General features: G+C 53.7%; 23 protein-coding genes. 22 read left to right on the top strand and 1 reads right to left on the bottom strand.

The window, feature by feature from the left end; translation table 11 throughout:
• Positions 1–31: 31 nt before the first annotated feature.
• From NSB25_RS10840 to NSB25_RS10765, 16 genes are all read left to right on the top strand, one after another.
• Positions 32–304 carry a hypothetical protein gene (locus tag NSB25_RS10840; RefSeq protein ID WP_242982383.1) on the top strand — a complete coding sequence of 91 codons (273 nt, stop codon included), beginning with the start codon at positions 32–34 and terminating at the stop codon, positions 302–304.
• A gap of 84 nt (positions 305–388) precedes the next feature.
• Positions 389–547, top strand: coding sequence for a hypothetical protein (locus NSB25_RS10835; protein WP_172455051.1), 159 nt, complete (start codon positions 389–391; stop codon positions 545–547).
• A gap of 323 nt (positions 548–870) precedes the next feature.
• Positions 871–1,311, top strand: coding sequence for a sigma-70 RNA polymerase sigma factor region 4 domain-containing protein (locus tag NSB25_RS10830; RefSeq protein WP_103239343.1), 441 nt, complete (start codon positions 871–873; stop codon positions 1,309–1,311).
• Positions 1,312–1,455: 144 nt separating this feature from the next.
• Entirely contained in the window at positions 1,456–1,614 is a 159-nt protein-coding gene (locus NSB25_RS10825; RefSeq protein ID WP_172455052.1) for a hypothetical protein, read from the top strand.
• Positions 1,614–1,913: a DUF7768 domain-containing protein gene (locus NSB25_RS10820; protein WP_103239504.1), complete on the top strand. Its 300-nt coding sequence runs from the start codon at positions 1,614–1,616 to the stop codon at positions 1,911–1,913. The genes NSB25_RS10825 and NSB25_RS10820 overlap by 1 nt, the downstream gene beginning before the upstream one ends.
• A 12-nt stretch (positions 1,914–1,925) precedes the next feature.
• Positions 1,926–2,249, top strand: coding sequence for a hypothetical protein (locus tag NSB25_RS10815; protein WP_103239344.1), 324 nt, complete (start codon positions 1,926–1,928; stop codon positions 2,247–2,249).
• Entirely contained in the window at positions 2,249–3,382 is a 1,134-nt protein-coding gene (locus NSB25_RS10810) for a DUF2800 domain-containing protein (RefSeq protein WP_103239345.1), read from the top strand. Before NSB25_RS10815 ends, NSB25_RS10810 begins: the two co-directional genes overlap by 1 nt.
• A gap of 5 nt (positions 3,383–3,387) precedes the next feature.
• Entirely contained in the window at positions 3,388–3,942 is a 555-nt protein-coding gene (locus NSB25_RS10805; protein WP_016227732.1) for a DUF2815 family protein, read from the top strand.
• Positions 3,943–4,008: 66 nt separating this feature from the next.
• On the top strand, positions 4,009–5,949 hold the full coding sequence (locus NSB25_RS10800; protein ID WP_103239346.1) for a DNA polymerase: 1,941 nt from the start codon (positions 4,009–4,011) through the stop codon (positions 5,947–5,949).
• A 12-nt stretch (positions 5,950–5,961) separates the two neighbouring features.
• Entirely contained in the window at positions 5,962–6,366 is a 405-nt protein-coding gene (locus NSB25_RS10795; protein WP_103239347.1) for a hypothetical protein, read from the top strand.
• The gene (locus tag NSB25_RS10790; RefSeq protein ID WP_172455053.1) at positions 6,363–8,744 is read left to right on the top strand and encodes a virulence-associated E family protein; all 2,382 of its coding nucleotides are present in this window, start codon (positions 6,363–6,365) and stop codon (positions 8,742–8,744) included. The genes NSB25_RS10795 and NSB25_RS10790 overlap by 4 nt, the downstream gene beginning before the upstream one ends.
• 201 nt (positions 8,745–8,945) lie before the next feature.
• A complete protein-coding gene (locus tag NSB25_RS10785; protein ID WP_016293643.1) occupies positions 8,946–9,158 on the top strand; it encodes a hypothetical protein in 213 nt (70 codons plus the stop codon).
• Entirely contained in the window at positions 9,104–9,397 is a 294-nt protein-coding gene (locus NSB25_RS10780) for a VRR-NUC domain-containing protein (RefSeq protein ID WP_172455054.1), read from the top strand. The genes NSB25_RS10785 and NSB25_RS10780 overlap by 55 nt, the downstream gene beginning before the upstream one ends.
• Positions 9,378–10,724, top strand: coding sequence for a DEAD/DEAH box helicase (locus tag NSB25_RS10775; protein ID WP_103239348.1), 1,347 nt, complete (start codon positions 9,378–9,380; stop codon positions 10,722–10,724). Before NSB25_RS10780 ends, NSB25_RS10775 begins: the two co-directional genes overlap by 20 nt.
• Positions 10,721–11,206 (top strand): hypothetical protein, encoded by a 486-nt coding sequence (locus NSB25_RS10770; RefSeq protein ID WP_103239349.1) that lies wholly within the window; start codon positions 10,721–10,723, stop codon positions 11,204–11,206. The genes NSB25_RS10775 and NSB25_RS10770 overlap by 4 nt, the downstream gene beginning before the upstream one ends.
• 102 nt (positions 11,207–11,308) lie before the next feature.
• Positions 11,309–11,611, top strand: a complete 303-nt coding sequence (locus tag NSB25_RS10765) for a hypothetical protein (RefSeq protein WP_242982384.1) — start codon at positions 11,309–11,311, stop codon at positions 11,609–11,611.
• Between the two features lie 28 nt (positions 11,612–11,639).
• Here NSB25_RS10765 and NSB25_RS10760 read toward each other — a convergent pair whose 3' ends face one another.
• On the bottom strand, positions 11,640–11,918 hold the full coding sequence (locus NSB25_RS10760; RefSeq protein WP_103239350.1) for a hypothetical protein: 279 nt from the start codon (positions 11,916–11,918) through the stop codon (positions 11,640–11,642).
• Between the two features lie 189 nt (positions 11,919–12,107).
• Here NSB25_RS10760 and NSB25_RS10755 point away from each other — a divergent pair, with 189 nt between their 5' ends.
• The 6 genes from NSB25_RS10755 to NSB25_RS10730 all read left to right on the top strand — a co-directional run bounded on the left by NSB25_RS10755 (position 12,108) and on the right by NSB25_RS10730 (position 18,079).
• Positions 12,108–12,527, top strand: coding sequence for a hypothetical protein (locus NSB25_RS10755; RefSeq protein ID WP_103239351.1), 420 nt, complete (start codon positions 12,108–12,110; stop codon positions 12,525–12,527).
• 21 nt (positions 12,528–12,548) lie between these two features.
• Positions 12,549–12,902: an HNH endonuclease gene (locus NSB25_RS10750; protein ID WP_103239352.1), complete on the top strand. Its 354-nt coding sequence runs from the start codon at positions 12,549–12,551 to the stop codon at positions 12,900–12,902.
• 318 nt (positions 12,903–13,220) lie between these two features.
• Positions 13,221–13,640, top strand: coding sequence for an RNA polymerase subunit sigma-70 (locus NSB25_RS10745; RefSeq protein WP_103239353.1), 420 nt, complete (start codon positions 13,221–13,223; stop codon positions 13,638–13,640).
• Between the two features lie 3 nt (positions 13,641–13,643).
• On the top strand, positions 13,644–14,885 hold the full coding sequence (locus NSB25_RS10740) for a site-specific DNA-methyltransferase (RefSeq protein ID WP_103239354.1): 1,242 nt from the start codon (positions 13,644–13,646) through the stop codon (positions 14,883–14,885).
• On the top strand, positions 14,878–15,057 hold the full coding sequence (locus tag NSB25_RS10735; protein WP_103239355.1) for a hypothetical protein: 180 nt from the start codon (positions 14,878–14,880) through the stop codon (positions 15,055–15,057). Before NSB25_RS10740 ends, NSB25_RS10735 begins: the two co-directional genes overlap by 8 nt.
• Positions 15,050–18,079, top strand: a complete 3,030-nt coding sequence (locus NSB25_RS10730) for a DNA cytosine methyltransferase (RefSeq protein ID WP_146040023.1) — start codon at positions 15,050–15,052, stop codon at positions 18,077–18,079. The genes NSB25_RS10735 and NSB25_RS10730 overlap by 8 nt, the downstream gene beginning before the upstream one ends.
• Positions 18,080–18,111: the final 32 nt, after the last annotated feature.

The following is an 18,111-nucleotide window of genomic DNA, read 5'->3' as shown; positions in this document are numbered from 1 at the left end:
CAAATAATGCACAAGTGATAAAAGGGAATCGGTGGACAGGAGGTGGCTGTGCATCCTGTTTGGCGAGCCGTATGAAGCCGAGTTCCAGTCCGGCGGCGGAGTCCATGTGTATGATGAAAACGGTGACGAAATCCTTACATACACCGCAGGCGTGGGCTGGCATGAGAAGGAGTCGAAGGGGGAGACGGAAGTGCATGGCGCTTTGAAGGCTGCCTATTATGATGCGTACCATGCGGCAAGGCAGGAGATAAATTCCGGCATTGCCGGGATGGAAGTGCAGGGCGGGTTTGATGCGAGGGCGTAAGAAAAATAATGATGATGAGGATTTGAAGGGGAGGCGTTTATTGGGAGATTCCAATAGGCGCCTTTGCATTTTGCAGGAGAGGAGGTGGTAGGTATCCGGAGAATAAAATGTCCGAACAGGCAGTGCGGCAAGCGGGTCTGCGATATCTGGGAGACACGTTTCGGAGTCATTGTGATAGAACTGAAATGCCAGCACTGCGGTGAGGTAGTACGGATATACTGGAAACCAAAGGAGAAAAAATAAATATACATAGATGAAAAGAACGGCAGGAGGATATCCTGCTGTTTTGCTTTTATGGATTAAAGCATTCCTTTTATGGGCATAATAATTCTATCAATGGAAAATTTTGGTAATTCCATTGGGCGCAAAACTGAATAAAAAGTACCGAGCGAGTGGGACCGCATTGCGTCGAGTCACGAATGGCCGGAGTAAAGCTAGTGGGTTTTAATGTGTGTAGTTTTTAGATAGCTTTCCCTGGCCATTCTCTGTCCATTTTTCAAAGCCAGTCCCACATCTAAAATTAAAGCGTTCCTAACTTTACGAAGCCGTAAAGGAAGGAACGCTTTATGTCTGATAGGAAGATCACAGTCAGGTCAGGAAATGAAGAATTCACACTGGATGTTACGGAAGAAGAATACCAGAGATATTACCGTCCGTGGTGGCAGATGAAGAAAAGGGAACAGAGGAACAGGGAAGCGATGGAGTTAAACGGGTACACGGAAGAATCCTACGAGGAATGGAAAGAGAACGATATGCGTTCAGAACTTTTTGCGGAGAGCATGGAGGAACTGGCGGAAAGGAAGATGCTGCTGAATGTCCTCCGTGACGCTATGGATTCCCTTATGCCGGAAGAGCGGGAGCTTGCCATGAAGGTGTTTGGGGAGGAAATGAGCATTTGTGAGTTTGCAAAATCGAAAGGAGAGAACAGACGGACGCTGGCATTCCGCAAAAATAAGGTTATGGAAAAACTGCGCCATTTCTTCCGGGAACAGGGAATTGATGTGTGATTCCCCTTTATTCGACAGGAAAAGATACGTTTGTCGAACGGTTTTCAAAAAAGTTTCATTTTTCATTGCCAATTTTCAAAAAAGTGTCATTACGACAGTGAAGGGGTACAAGATTATCCGCCCCGGAAAGGAGGAATGGAACCTATGGAACAGTCACAGGAGCTTATCGGCATCCTGCAGGCAATCAGCATCGTTGCGAAGAGCCTCGCCGCCAAGCTGGTGCAGATCGAGAAGGAAGTGGAAGCCTATGAAGCCGCGAAAGCGGCCCATGACAGGAAAATGAAGAAAGGATGGAGGCGCTGATGCGTAAGAAGGTTTTTATCTGCAGCCCCTTCCGCGGGGACATGGAAGGGAATGTGAGAAAGGCGGCGGCCTACAGCCGCATGGCGGTGGAGGAAGGGCATCTTCCCATTGCGCCGCACCTTTTATTCCCTCAGTTCTTGAACGAGGGCATTGAGGAAGAAAGGCGGCTCGGCATCGCTATGGGGATGGAGCTGCTGAAAGGCTGTGACGAGGTGTGGGTGTTCGGGGAAGCCACCGAAGGGATGGCGGCGGAGATCGCTTATGCCACGGAGCAGGGAAAAGAAATCATATTCAAGTAGGAGGCAGTGTAAATGGGAAGTGAATTATTAAGGATTGCAGAAGGTTTCTCCATCGTTGCGGAAGGTCTGCGGGGCCTTGCCAAAGCGGAGGGAGGCACTAAGACAGCAGAGAAAGAAACGAGGAAAACACAGAAGGCACAGCCGTCAGTTTCGGAAAAGGCACAGCAGGAGCAGCCCGCCACGCTGGAGGGCATCCGTGCGCTGATGGCGCAGAAGACGCAGGAAGGGAAGTCAAAGGAAGTGAAGGAACTGTTGCAGAAGTTCGGCGCGGCGAAGCTCTCGGCGGTGAAGCCGGAGGACTACCCGGCGCTGATGCAGGAGGCGCAGGTGCTGTGATGGGGAAACACGCATTACTTTCCGCATCCGCCTCAAAGCGGTGGCTCTCCTGCACGCCTTCCGCAAGGCTGGAGGAGCAGTTTAAGGACGAGGCGGGCGGCAGCGTCTATGCCGAGGAAGGCACTGCCGCCCATGCCCTTGCGGAGCATAAGCTGAAAAAAGCATTAAAGAGGCGCTCCAAGCGCCCTGTGTCGGATTACCACTGTGACGAGATGGAGGAATGCACGGACGGGTATGTGGCCTATGCGATGGAGCAGGTGGAGCTGGCGAGGCAGGAATGCAAAGACCCTGTCGTCCTGATCGAACAGCGGCTTGACTATTCCGCCTATGTGCCGGAGGGGTTCGGCACAGGGGATTTACTGATCGTTGCTGACCATGTGCTTACCGTCATTGATTTTAAGTACGGGAAAGGCGTGGCGGTGGAGGCGGAATGGAACCCGCAGATGATGTTATACGGATTAGGGGCGCTGGAACTGTTCGATGCCCTTTATGACATTGACATCATCCGCATGGCCATTTACCAGCCGAGGCTGGAATCTGTCAGCACATGGGAGATCACCGTAAAGGATCTGATGGAATGGGTGGAGATGGAGTTAAAGCCAAAGGCTGTGCTTGCCATCAAGGGAGAGGGCGAGTTCCACTCCGGCGACTGGTGCCGTTTCTGCAAGGCGAAGAACACCTGCAGGGCAAGGGCGGAGGAATATTTGAAACTGGCGCAGATGGAGTTCAAGGCACCGCCGCTGTTATCGGATGAGGAGATAGCGGAAGTCCTGAAAGTGGCGGACGAGCTTGCCAAGTGGTCTGCGGACGTCTACGCCTACGCACAGGACGAGGCGGTCACGAAGGGGAAAAAGTGGGCTGGCTTTAAGTTAGTCGAAGGCAGGAGCAACCGGAAATACACGGATGAGGAGGAAGTGGCGCAGGCGGCACAGAAAGCCGGGTACACGGACATCTACAAAAAGACGCTCATCGGCATCACGGAGATGGAGCGGCTGCTTGGGAAGAAGAAATTTGCAGAGGTGCTTGGAAAACTGGTCTACAAGCCCCAGGGCAAGGTGACCTTAGTGCCGGAATCGGACAAACGGCAGGAAATAATGGCAGCAACCGCAGAGGCGGATTTTAAGGAGGAATGAATACCATGAGTAATGAAAACGCAAACCTTACAAAAGTGATCGTACCGTGCAGGTTTTCCTACCTGCACTGCTGGGAGCCAAACGCAGTGAGCGACGGCGACCCCAAGTATTCCGTATCGGCCATCATACCGAAATCGGACACGGAGACCATCGAGAAAATAAAAAGGGCAATCGAGCAGGCGAAGAAGGATTCCGTCTCCAAGTGGGGCGGCAAAGTTCCGGCGAACCTGAAACTCCCGCTCCGTGACGGCGACATTGACCGCCCGGAGGATGAGGCGTATGCGGACAGCTACTTCTTCAACGCCAACAGCAAGCAGGCGCCGCAGGTGGTGGATAAAAATGTACAGCCCATCCTTGACCAGTCGGAGGTATATTCCGGGTGCTATGGCAGGATCAGCGTGAATTTCTACGGCTTTTCCACCAACGGCAATAAGGGCATCGCCGCGGGGCTTGGCAACATCCAGAAGCTGCGTGACGGGGAGTCGCTGGGCGGCAGGACGAACGCAGAGGATGACTTTGACGCAGTGGAAGTGGATGATGAGGAAGATTTTCTTGGATAGGCATATCGGGGCGGCGGGGAACTGCCGCCCGTCATCCAAAGCAAATACGCAGGAAGGAGCCATGAAATGGAAAGGGTTTTAAGCGCCGATATTGAGACATTTTCAGATGTGGATTTAATCAAATGCGGGGTATACGCCTATGCGGACAGCCCTGCTTTTGAGATTTTACTGTTTGCCTATTCCTTTGACGGAGGGGAAACACAGATCATAGACCTAGCGCAGGGGGAGAAGCTCCCGGCAGAGGTGGAGGAAGCCATCTTTGACGTGTCAGTGACCAAGACGGCATACAATGCCAACTTTGAACGCACCTGTTTATCAAAATATTTCGGGAGGTACATTCCCCCGGAGTCTTGGCATTGCAGTGCGGTACAGGCGGCCATGCTCGCCCTGCCCCGTTCGCTGGAGGACGTGGGCAGGGTGCTTGGTCTGGACGAGCAGAAAATGAAGGAAGGGAAAGAACTGATCCGGTATTTCTGCGTACCCTGCAAGCCAACGAAAGCAAACGGCGGCAGGACGAGGAACCTCCCCTGCCATGCGCTGGAGAAGTGGGAGCTGTTCAAGACCTACTGCAAGAGGGATGTGGACGTGGAGAAATCCATCCGCAGGAAGCTGCACAATTTCCCCATCCCGGAAAGCGAGATGGAACTGTACCGCTTAGACCAGCGCATCAATGACCGGGGCGTACTGGTGGATATGGGGCTGGTGGAACAGGCCATTGCCTGTGAGCGGCTCCATAAGGAAGTGGTGACGAAACGCGCCTATGAACTGACGGGACTGGAGAACCCCAATTCTGTGGCGCAGCTAAAGGGCTGGCTTGGGGACATGGGGATGGAGGCGGAGAGCCTTTCCAAAAAGGCAGTGGCGGAGATGATAGCGGAAACGGACGGGGAAGTGGAGGAACTGCTCAGATTAAGGCTGCTGATGGCAAAAACGTCTGTGAAGAAATATGAGGCTATGGAGAGAAGTGTCTGCTCGGATGGAAGGATACACGGGATGCTGATGTTTTATGGAGCGAACCGCTCCGGGCGATGGAGCGGGAAAAACGTGCAGATACAAAATCTGCCAAAAAACGACATTCCCGATCTGGAACTGGCAAGAGACCTTGTGAAGCAGGGCAGATTTGAGGATATCGAATTATTATACGATTCCACACCAAATGTGCTTTCAGAATTAATCCGTACCGCTTTTATTCCAAAGCTGGGATGCCGTTTTGTGGTGGCAGACTTTTCTGCCATTGAAGCCCGTGTCATGGGGTGGCTCTCTGGCGAGGAATGGGTGCTGGACGTTTTCCGTGGTGACGGGAAACTGTATGAGATGACGGCATCAAGGATGTTCGGCATCCCGATGGCGGAGATTGGAAAAGGCAGCCCGGAGAGGGCAAAAGGTAAGGTTGCAAGTTTATCTTGCCAATATGGGGGCTCCACAAATGGGCTCATCTCAATGGGGGCTTTGGATATGGGGCTGACAGAAGAGGAACTTCCCCCGCTCGTAGCTGCGTGGCGGAAAGCCAATCCGCACATGGTGCAGTTTTGGTGGGATGTGGATGCCGCCGCAATAAAGGCGGTTACCGAAAAGCAGAAAACGAAGGTCGGGAAGATCATTTTTGAGTATATGAGCGGGATTTTATTTATCACGCTCCCGTCCGGGCGGAAGCTGTCCTATGTAAAACCGAGGATGGCTGTGAACCGATTCGGGCGCGATGGGCTGACCTATGAGGGCATTGCGGAAAACAAGAAATGGAGCCGGATAGAGACCTACGGACCCAAGCTGGTGGAGAACATCGTGCAGGGGACGGCCAGGGATTTGCTGGCGGAGGCGATGCTCCGTGTGGAGAAAAAAGGATACCCTATCGTCATGCACTGCCATGATGAGATCATAGCGGAAGTGCCGGAGGGCAGCGGCTCCGTGGATGAGATGTGTGAAATTATGGCGATTCAGCCCAAGTGGGCGGAGGGATTACCGCTCCGGGCGGATGGTTACCAGTGTAGTTTTTATCAGAAAATGTAGAGGGAGAAATATATGGAGAGAAGGAATGCGGAAGGGTACCATGACCCCACAGCCTACGGCGGGATGCGTATGGCGGAGCAGAAAGCGGAAAAGGAAACGGTGAAGATGGTTTATAAGAACGGGAGGATGGAGCTTTATATCCATGAGTTCTTCCCATGCACAGCGGCGGTGGCAAAGAAGGTGTTCCCGCTGATCCGGCGCTTTGCGAAAGAGGATGACAGGGAGAAACTGAAACAGTTTTTACGGATAAAGGCACGGGAGCATTCCGGGAAAGCACAGGCATTTTCGGAAAAGGCGGAGTCCCTTACTGCAAAATCGGAGGAATGGCATTTCTACCGGAGGAAAGCCAGGGAGGAACAGATCATTTATAACCAGTGCGTGAAAAATCTGAAATTATTGGAGGGCAGGAAGGAATGAGGATACAGATAGCAATAGGCAATTCAAGGATGGAGAAACGCTGGAATAACGTGGAGATGGAGCTGGGTGAATTTATAGAACGCATCTCTCACACCATCCGCACGGCGGAGACCGTGGAGCAGTATATGAAGATGACGAAAGCAAAGCAGGATGCCATCAAGGACGTGGGCGGTTATGTGGGAGGAAAACTGAAAGGCGGCAGGAGGAAAAAGGACTGCGTGGAATACCGTACCATGATTGTGGAGGATATGGACCATGCAGTTCCGGGCGTGATTGAGCAGATAGAAATGCTCTATAATTACCGCTGTCTTATTTATTCTACCCATAAGCACACGCCGGAGAATCCGAGGTATCGTTTAGCAATCCCGCTGTCGCGCCCGGTGTCGCCGGATGAATATGTGGCAATCGCAAGGAAGGTGGCGGAGGACATCGGGATTGAGATGTTCGATGACACCACCTACGAGCCGAGCCGCCTCATGTACTGGCCGTCCACCTCCGCTGACGGGGAATTTATTTTCCGGGATATTGAGGGGGAGCCGTTAAATCCGGACGATGTGCTATCACGGTATAAGGACTGGCGGGATTCCTCCGAATGGCCGGTGAGCAGCAGGCAGCAGAACATCGTCCAGAGGGAAATGCGTAAACAGGCAGACCCGCTTTCCAAAGACGGCGTTATTGGCGCATTCTGCCGGACGTATTCCATCGAGGATGCCATCGCAAACTTTCTCTCTGACGTCTATCAGCCAAGCACCATGCCGGGGCGGTATGACTATATCCCGGCAGACTCACAGGCGGGCGTGGTCATTTATGAAGGGAAATTCGCTTACTCCCACCATGCCACGGACCCGGCCTGCGGCAGGCTGATGAACGCCTTTGACATGGTGCGGATTCACAGATTCGGTGAGATGGATGCGAAAACGTCCGAGGACACGGAGCCTGCCAAGCTGCCCTCCTTTACCGCTATGAGTGAGTTTGCCGTGAAGGATGAGAACGTGAAAGCCACGCTGGCGCAGGAGCGGCAGAAAGCGGCGGGGGAGGAATTCGCCCCGTCCGATGACTGGCAGGGTGCGTTGGAACTTGACAGGCAGGGTGCGGTAAAGCCCACGCTGGATAACCTTGTGCTGGTCATGCGAAGCGATGAGCGCCTGCGCTCCATTGCGTTCAACCTCCACCGGGACGGGATAGATGCCGGGGAGGGACTTCCGTGGAAGCAGATCAAGCCGGGGTGGAATGATGCCGACTTCGCATCCCTGAAAGTATATCTGAGCAATGTGTATGGCGTGTACTCCCCGACCAGGACGAAGGACGCTGTGCTTGCGGTGGCGGCGAAGCGGGCATACCACCCGGTGCGTGAATACCTTGATGCCCTGCCGGAATGGGACGGCACGGGAAGGGTGGAGACTTTGCTGGTGGATTACTTCGCCGCAGAGGATACCAGCTACACGCGGGCGGTCACCCGTAAGACGATGGCGGCGGCTGTGGCGAGGATATACCAGCCGGGGATCAAGTTCGATTCCGTCCTTATCCTGAACGGTCCGCAGGGCATCGGCAAGTCCACGCTCTTTGCAAAGCTGGGTGGCGCGTGGTTCTCCGACAGCCTGACGCTCACGGATATGCGAGACAAGTCCGGCCCGGAGAAACTGCAGGGGTACTGGATACTGGAGCTGGGCGAGCTTGCCGGGATGCGCAAGACGGATGTGGAGACCGTGAAGTCCTTCCTCTCCCGGGTGGATGACAAGTACCGTGCAAGCTACGGCATGAACGTGGAGAGCCACCCGCGCCAGTGCATCATTGTGGGAAGCACCAACTCAGAAAACGGCTTCCTGCGCGACGTGACGGGCAACCGCCGCTTCTGGCCTGTCCGGGTAGGAAGGGAGAGCCGGAAGAAGCCCTGGCAGATCACCGGGGAAGAGATATGGCAGATATGGGCGGAGGCGGTGTCGCTGTACCGTTCCGGGGAGAAGCTCTACCTCGAAGGGGAGGAGGCACAGATCGCCATTGCGGAGCAGGCGGAGGCGATGGAGACGGATGACCGGGAAGGGCTGGTGCGGACGTACCTTGACACGCTGCTCCCGGAGGATTGGGATGAAATGAGCTTATATGACCGCAGGAATTTCTTAAACGGCAGTGAGTTCGGGGAATCGCAGCGGAAAGGCACCGTGCGCCGGACGCTCGTCTGCAACATGGAGATATGGTGCGAGTGCTTCGGGCGGGAGTCTTCTGCGCTCAAAAAGATAGATTCCTATGAGATCAATGCCATCATGCGCAAGATCGAAGGGTGGGAGAAGTACGCCGGGACGAGGACGGGGATGTATGTTTTCCCCGTTTACGGGAAGCAGAGGGCGTACTGCCGGGAACAAACGGAACAAGGCAGATGATTGTTCCGGCAGATTGTTCTCTGAAAAAAGCCAGCAACTATGGGCGTTAGCGGATTTATAGGAACAACGGAACAACCTTTACTATATGAGAAATATAAAAATAAAAGAGAAAGAGGATGTGTGTGTATGTCATATACGCGTATAGCAATATAGGGATTTTTTTGTTCGTTCGTTCCGTTGTTCCTGAGACTGGAGGCAGCTATGTTTTTGGAGGATATCCTGAAAGACGGATTCGTAAATTATAAAAAGGTGTATGAACTGGCAGAGGAAAACGGCATAAAAAAGACGGAAGTAAAGCGGCAGAAGGCCCTGCTGGGCGTGAAGTCAGTCCATGTGGACGGAGAGGAAGGTGGGACGTTATGGCTGTGGTTCATTCCGAAAAACGTGTGGAAAAGATATTCACAGACGCAGTGAAAAAGATGGGAGGCATGGCGGTGAAATTCACCTCACCCGGATTGGATGGGGTGCCGGACAGGATTGTTTTATTGCCTGGGAGGAAGATTGCATTCGTGGAATTAAAGGCTCCGGGGAAGAAGCCGCGGCCATTGCAGGTGAAGCGGATGCGGCAGCTTAAAAGTTTAGGCTTCCCCGTCTATGTGGTTGACGGGATAGAACAGATCGGAGGTGTGCTGGATGAGATATGTGCCACATGAGTATCAGGAATATGCAAAAGAATTTATCGTGAGCCACAAGGTGAGCGCGTTATTTTTGGACTGCGGGCTTGGCAAGACGGTGATCACGCTGACCGCCATATGGGAACTGCTGTATGACTATTTTGACATCCGAAAAATATTGATTATAGCGCCCTTGCGAGTCTGCTATTTAACATGGCCTTCCGAACTGGAGAAATGGGAGCATCTTTCCGGGATTGGGATGTCGGCGGTGCTTGGTTCGGAAAAAGAACGCACAGCCGCGCTTGGCAGGAAAGCGCAGGTGTATGTCATCAACAGGGAAAACGTGGAATGGCTGGTGGAAAACCATGCATGGGATTTTGACATGGTGGTGATCGATGAGCTTTCCTCCTTCAAATCCCATAAGGCAAAACGGTTCAAGGCACTAAAGAAGGTGCGCCCGATGGTGCGGCGCATCGTGGGGCTGACAGGGACGCCCGCACCCAATGGGCTGATCGACCTTTGGGCGGAGATCGGCATCCTCGACATGGGGCAGAGGCTTGGGCGGTTCATCGGCGGCTACCGGGAGCGGTTCTTCGTGCCGGACAAGCGCAGCCGGGAGATGGTATTTTCCTATAAGCCGCGGGAGGGCGCGGAGGATATGATTTATAATTTAATCTCCGATATCTGCATCAGCATGAAGGCCGTGGATTATCTGGATATGCCGGAATGTGTTTATAACCGTGTGGAGGTCATTCTGACCGAAAAGGAAATGGCACTGTATGAACAGTTGGAGCGGGATATGCTCCTTCCCTTTGCGGACGGCGATATTGACGCGGTGAATGCGGCGGCGCTTTCCAACAAACTTTTACAGATGGCGGACGGGGCGGTCTACGATGAGAACGGGAACGTGAAACACATCCATGACCGCAAGCTGGAAGCATTGGAGGACTTGATTGAGGCGGCAAACGGCAAGCCTGTGTTAATCGCCTACTGGTATAAGCATGATTTACAGAGGATCATGGAGCGGACCGGGGCGATGGAGCTGGACACGGCGGAGGATATGCAGAGATGGAATGCCGGGGAAATCCCGGTGGCGGCGATCCATCCCGCGTCAGCGGGGCATGGGCTGAACCTGCAGGCGGGCGGCTCCACGCTGGTGTGGTTCGGGCTGACATGGTCTTTGGAACTGTACCAGCAGATGAATGCGAGGCTGTGGCGGCAGGGGCAGGAGGAGACGGTTGTGATCCACCATCTGATCGCCAAAGGCACACTGGATGAGAGGGTGATGGCTGCACTGGAGAAAAAGGACTGCGGGCAGTCGGCACTTGTGGATGCGGTAAAAGCGAGGATTGGAGGCGTGGAATGAAAGCAGGAGAGATGTTCAAAGGGTATCAGGATATGAGGCAGGAGTGCATTGTGCTGGAATTCCAGATACGGCAGTTTGAAGGGGTTTCCCATGGGGATGTGATCGAGAGCATGACTTTTTCCAATCCGCAGGAGGAAAAGGTGCAGACAAGCGGGCTTTCCGACAGGACGGGGAAAACAGCCATCCGTTACCGCCGTGTGAAAGAGCGCCTGGATGATGACTGGTATGATTCCCTTCTGGACAGATACCAGTATCTGCAGGAAGAAATACAGTTTTTTGAATATGCGGTCACCAAACTGAGCGGGCGTCTGCCGGAGTTCATCCGTGACATGGTCATGGAGCGTATGTCATGGACGGAGCTGATGTCAAAATACAGTGTGGGGCATTCTATGGTCGGGAAATACCGGAAGATGGCAGAGAAGGAACTGAACGTGCTTTATGAAATCCGTGAAAAACAGGCGGACTCCTATATGCTGAGTTAGGCGGTGGACTATTGGTGGACTGTTGGTGGACAAAGAGTGGATTGAAATATAAAAATTTCTGTGGTAGTATTATGATGCGAAGAAGTGTAGGGAGCCTTGCGGATGAATCCGTGGGGCTTTTTTCATGCCTCCGCACAGGGCAGCGGGCTTTATCCTTTCACCGCTGTCCTTTTCTTTTGCAGAAAGGGTGGAAAGGAGACATTGATGGATTGTTTTGCGTTATGTGAAAATGGATACTGTAATGCGCTTGGCGGGAAATGCCGTGGTGAAACCTGCCACTTCCATAAGACGAGGGAAGAACAGGCGCACTCGCTGGAAAAGGTGAGTGAAAGATTACGGAGCCTGCCGGAGTACCAGCAGGAGGCCATCGCTGATAAATATTACGGCGGCGTGAAGAAATGGTGATGCTTTCCTTCACTGCCGCCCGTCCGTCTTACCCGCCGTTCACAAACCGGCAGACGGTAAAGCCGTCCTTAAGCCCCTCGCGGTAATAAAGCTCGTTTTCGCGGGCAGCCCTGCGGAACGCCTCCGTCTGCATCCCCTTTAACAGTTCCCGGTCATCTTCCGGGAGGCTGTCAAGGATGCGCCGGAACTGTGCATCCCTTTCCTGCCTCTCTGCCTTTTCTTCTTCTGTCGGCTCTTTGTTATTGCGCCGGAAGATAAGGTCCATCCGTTCTATGATGGTCTGGGTGAGGAATTCCCCGTCCGTCATGGCACGCCACCTCCTTTCGGGAGACAGTTTAAAACAGGAGGGGCGCAGCAGCCAATACCAGATAGTGACAAAGAAAGCGGCGGTATTTTAAGCATACTGCCACTTAGGAAGATAAGCGTGAAACCACCTTGCCATAAACGGGATTCAGAGTTAAAATGCCCACACCAAGAAAGGAAGGGAGGTTTTAGCATGATGCCGGAAGGCTGGGAGGAAGCGCTGGAGATGGCGGAGCGGTACCGGGATTATTTCTCGGAGCGGGATGCGGACATCGCGCTTGGCAGGAGCGGCACACATTTCTTTTATGTGTATGACCGTGAACACGGATATTTTGAAGTGTTCCACACATTCCATACGGCGGCGGAGCTGGAGGAACTGATCTTAGGGACGCTGGCAGAGGATCTGGAATGCATGAACGCGGTGATGGCGGAGAACCTGCATGAGCGGTTCGATCTGACGGACATCAACGAGACGCTGGACAATTACGCGCCGCGGTTCCATATGCACACGCTGGCGGAGCAGCTAAAGGCTGTGGCTGGTGAGCAGGAGAAGTGGGGCAGGATGATGGCGCAGACCTACAGGGCGCTGTGCGGCAGGCTGCCGCAGGAGTAAACAGGAAGGAGGCGTACAACCATGCCGAGGAAACCGATGAAACCGTGCAGGCATCCCGGATGCCCGAAGCTGACGGATGGGATGTACTGCACTGACCACGCAAAGCTGCACGCCTCTGACCGTGCCAGCGCATCCGTCCGTGGATACGATGGCCGGTGGGAGAAAGCACGGAAACGATTCTTGAAAGCACATCCCCTCTGCGTGAAATGCATGGAGCAGGGGAGATTGGTAAAAGCAACGGTTGTTGACCACATCATCCCGCACAGAGGGGATGCGAAACTGTTCTGGGATGAGAGCAATTGGCAGAGCCTTTGTAAGAGTTGCCACGACCATAAAACCATGACGGAGGACCGCTATCAGGAGTTCCATTACTGACGGTTTCCGTGATGGTTCTTTTCCTTCCATATTCCGACAAGGCACAACATTTCCCGTGGAAATCTGCATGGGGAAGGGGGTCGAGTTATCTCTACAACTGTCGAAAAATATCGACCGCCGCCCCCTCAGACGCGCGTTTTCGCAAATTCGCACAGGGGGGATAGGAAATCGCCCCAAAATCTTACATAAACATTGATTTTTCAAGGCTTTCAGGCACTTTAGTTTTGCGTGAAAGTACCGAAAAACCCATGTTTTTGGGCTTAAAAACCATCAAAAAACGGTGGTTTTTGGGCCTTTTTTGATGGAGGTGGAGGGAAAATGACCGATTTTGAGGCGGCGCAGGTGAAGGAAATGCGCTTAAACGGTATGGGCTACCGTGCCATTGCGGAGGCGCTGGGGCTTTCTCGCGACATCGTCCGCAACCACTGCAAGGCAAAAGGGATGGGCGGCTATGTGGCGGCAACCGTGAAGAACCTTAAGGAGCGGGAGGTGCAGAACGGCATCTGCCTCTGCTGCGGGAAGGAAACCGAACAGGCGGGGACGGGCAGGCCGAGGAAGTTCTGCTCAGAGAGATGCCGGAGGCAGTGGTGGAAAGCACATCCGCAGGAGGGGAACAGGAAAGCCATTGTCACAAAGAAATGTGAATGCTGCGGCAGGGAGTTTTCCTTTTACCGGAGCAGGAAACCGAAGTATTGCAGTTATGACTGCTACATCAAGGCAAGGTTCTGGAGGGATTAGAGAATGGAGTTTAAGAAGATCAGGATTGCCGACCTTATCCCGGCATCCTACAATCCGAGGAAAAAGCTGAAACCCGGCGATAAGGAATACCAGAAGATAAAAAATTCCATCACGGAGTTCGGTTATGTGGAGCCGGTGATCGTCAACTCAGACATGACCATTGTGGCAGGACATCAGAGAGCCACAGTCCTCACGGATTTGGGATATGAGGAAATTGACTGCATCGTCATTGACATTGACAAGCAGAAGGAGAAGGCGCTGAACATCGCCCTCAATAAGATCACGGGTGAATGGAACAAGGAGCTGCTGGCGGATTTGATCGCCGACCTGCAGGATTCGGACTTTGATGTGTCCTTCACCGGCTTTGAGCCGCCGGAGATCGAGCAGCTATTCAATTCCGTCCACGATAAGAAAGTGACCGAGGATGATTTCGACATTGATGCGGAACTGGAAAAACCCGCCGTGGCAAAGATGGGTGACGTGTGGACGCTTGGCCGGCACAGGCTGGTGGTGGGGGATTCCACCCTGCCGGAGACATACGATGTGCTGATGGCAGGGGCGAAAGCAAACCTTGTGGTCACAGACCCGCCGTACAATGCGAACTATGAGGGGACTGCTGGGAAGATCATGAATGACAACATGCCGGATAAGGAATTTTATCAGTTCCTTTTTGCAGCATTCGTAAACATGGAGCAGCACATGGAGAGCGATGCCTCTATCTATGTATTTCACGCTGATACGGAAGGGCTGAATTTCAGGAAAGCGTTCAAGGCGGCGGGATTTTACCTTTCCGGGTGCTGCATCTGGAAGAAGCAGAGCCTTGTTCTTGGACGGAGCCCCTACCAGTGGCAGCATGAGCCGTGCCTGTTCGGATGGAAGAAGGGCGGGAAGCACAACTGGTATTCCGACAGGAAGCAGACCACCATATGGGAATTTGACCGCCCGAAGAAAAGTGACAGTCATCCGACCCAAAAGCCAGTGGGATTAATTGCATATCCCATCAAGAATTCGAGCATGAGCAACTGCATTGTATTGGACCCCTTCGGCGGCTCCGGCTCCACGCTGGTCGCCTGTGAGCAGACGAACCGCATCTGCTACACCATAGAGCTGGATGAGAAGTTTGCGGATGTAATCGTGAACCGCTATATCGAGCAGGCCGGCTCTGCGGAGAATGTGTCCGTGGAGAGGGACGGGGTGAAAATCCCTTATTCGGAACTGGAAAAGGAGGCGGCAGGCAATGAGTGACAGGGGATTATTGGTTGAGATTTTCCGCAGGATACACGGTCTTGGCGGGTGTGACGCATCGGAATCATTCAGCCGCGGATGGGATGCGGCGGTGGCATCCTGCGAGGATGTGCTGACGGAACTGGCGGGCATCACCTGTGACGATCTGGACGGGGGTGGCTCTGATGGATGAAAATGGGAAACTGACGCTGGGCAGCCTGTTCTCCGGCTCCGGCGCTTTTGAGCTTGGCGGCCTGATTGCCGGAATCCGCCCGGTATTTGCTGCGGAAGTGGAGCCTTTTCCTATCCGGGTGACCACAAAACGGCTGCCTTTTGTGAAACATTATGGTGACGTGAACAGCATCCGCGGGGATGAAGTGGAACCCGTGGACATCATAACATTTGGCAGCCCGTGTTTTCCTGCGGGTACGCTGGTCCTTACCGACAAGGGCTATACCGAAATAGAACAGATAGAAGTTGGGATGCGTGTGCTTACGCACAAAGGTAGATGGAGGAAAGTAACGGCTGCCGGTTCCAGACAGGCTGAAACCATAGTCCTGAAGGGGAACCATTACGGGCTTGAATGTACTAAAAACCACCCTATTTATTGCAGCAGTGAATCGAAAATTGAAAATAAGATAAGGATCGAGGAAGAAAAATCATGGATACCAGCGGCGGATATGAAAGGCCGGCTGTGGGGCGTTCCAAGAAAGATTGAGAAAACACAGATGATAAGTCCGCATTATTCGGGGAGCAGGAAGCAGAAGCCGATGCCCCTGATGGATGGGGACTTTTTTTATTTTGTGGGAAGATGGCTTGGTGACGGGTGGGTCCGTGACGGGCAGAGACCCGGCAGGCCGGAGGGGCAGTGCAGCGGGCAGATTTACCTCTGCGATTCCTACGATAAGGAAGATGAGCTCCGCTCCATAGTGGAAAAGGTCACATCCTCGTACAGCGTGGAAAGGTGCAGGACCGCAATCAAGTTCAGGTTCTGCGGGCAGGTGCTTTGTAACTGGCTCACGGACAATTTCGGGAAATATGCCGGCGGAAAATATATAATGCCGTGGGTGTATACGCTGCCGGAAGAATACAGGCAGGCAATACTGGACGGGCTCTTTGACAGCGATGGGTACAGGCCGAAGGAGAATGAATGGAGGGTGACGACCATCAGCAAAAAGCTGGCGGAAGGGCTGCGGATACTTGGGGAAGTCCAGGGGTATTCGACTACTGTGTTCAGGACTGTGCCGTGTGAATACAGGATGATTGAAGGGCGGAAAGTCACACAGAAGCCCTGCTATATGGTGGTGTTTTCCAGGAATGCCAGCAGGCCGCACCTGACAGACGCAGCCCACGCATGGTACAGGGTGAGGAGCGCCGAACCGACAGGGGAAGTTAAGACGGTCTATAATCTGACCGTTGAGGATGATAACAGCTATGTGGCTGACGGAATCGTAGTCCATAACTGCCAGAATCTGTCGATTGCAGGCAAACGGGCGGGGCTTGACGGAAAGCAGTCCAGTTTATTTTTTCAGGCAATACGGATCATAAAGGAAATGAGGTGTGCGACAGATGGGAGATACCCAAGATTCATCGTATGGGAGAACGTGCCGGGGGCATTCTCCTCAAACGGCGGGGAGGATTTCAGGGCAGTGCTTGAAGCGGTCTGCTCCGTCAAAGACGGGGGCATTCATGTTCCTGGACCTCCAAAGGGAAAATGGGCGAATGCCGGATGCGTCATGGCAGACGGGTTTTCCCTCGCGTGGCGGGTATTCGATGCCTGCCTGTGGGGCGTCCCCCAACGTAGGAAACGCATCTACCTTGTCGCAGATTTTGCAGGCGGGTGTGCCGGAAAGATATTATTTGAGTCCGAGGGCGTGTCAGGGTATACTCCGCAGGGCTTCCGTGCGTGGCAAGGAACTGCCGGAGGTGCTGCGGAAGGCTTTGGAGAAACAGGCAGCATCAGCGTCTGTTTAAACGACCAGGGCGGGAGCCGTATGGACGTGACCGATGACGTGACGTGTACCTTAAGGGCGGAGGCGCACCATCCCCCGTGTGTGCTGGAGCAGGCAGTATTTGAAAACCACTCTCAGGATACGAGATACACGGGGCCTTTGGAGACCGCGCCCACGGTCAATGCCACCTACGGCATGGGCGGGAACAACCAGCCCTTTGTGGTGGAAACGCCAAAGACGCTGAAAATCCGCTCTGGATGTGAGGGCGGCGGAAAAGGTGCGCTGATACAGGATGATAAATCAGCAACGCTTTCCTGCAGCAATGACCAGACCCTCTTTGTGCCTTTCTGCAAAGGGACGCGCCCGCATTCCGCAGAGGAAGCGCCGACCTGGAAGGACGGGAAAGTGGCAAACACTCTCAACACATTTGATATCGGGGAAAGCCGCTGCAATGAACTTGTGGTGCAGGCATACGGCATCTGCTCCAAAGAGAGCAATGCCATGAAATCCGGCAATCCCCACAGCGGATTCTATGAGGCGGACACATCCCGGACGCTTGACGCCAACGGCGGGAATCCATCCTGCAACCAGGGCGGCATTGCCGTGGTGGCGGTGCAGGGCTCCATGATCGGGCGGGATGATAAGAACGGGCCGCAGGGCAGCGGCGTGAATGAGGATGTGTGCTTCAGCCTGACAGGGGCAGACCGCCATGCGGTGGCATACCCCACCTACTGCACGAGCAAGAATTCCCATTTCACGCGGGCGGAAAAGGAACTGGCAAACACGCTGGTGGCTACGGATTATAAGGACCCGCCCGTCATCAATGACGTGCAGACCGCATCCGGCAAAGAGATATTCGGCACACTTTCCGCAAGCATGGGCTCCAAGCAGTGGCTCGGCAACCAGGAAGCGTTCAGCGGCGATTATCATATCGTAGAGCCGGACTATATCGTCCGCAGGCTGACTCCTACGGAATGCGCGAGGCTGCAGGGGTTCCCGGACTGGTGGTGTGACGGGCTGGGTACGGAGAATCCCACGAAGGAAGAAATGATATTCTGGCGGGAGGTGTTCGAGACCCACCGTAAAGTTATAGGCACCTCCAGTAAACCGAAGTCTGACAGCCAGATACGCAAATGGCTGGAAGACCCCCATTCCGATTCGGCGGAGTACCGTATGTGGGGGAATGGCTGCGCCCTGCCCAATGTATATTTCGTGCTTTGCGGCATTGTGTACTATGCACAGTTCCCGGAATTTTTATTGTGACATTTATTCCGACATTTCAGTTGCTTTTATCC

The organism is Acetatifactor muris, from assembly GCF_024623325.1.
GTDB lineage: Bacteria > Bacillota > Clostridia > Lachnospirales > Lachnospiraceae > Acetatifactor > Acetatifactor muris.
This window is presented reverse-complemented; position numbering and strand designations above follow the sequence as displayed.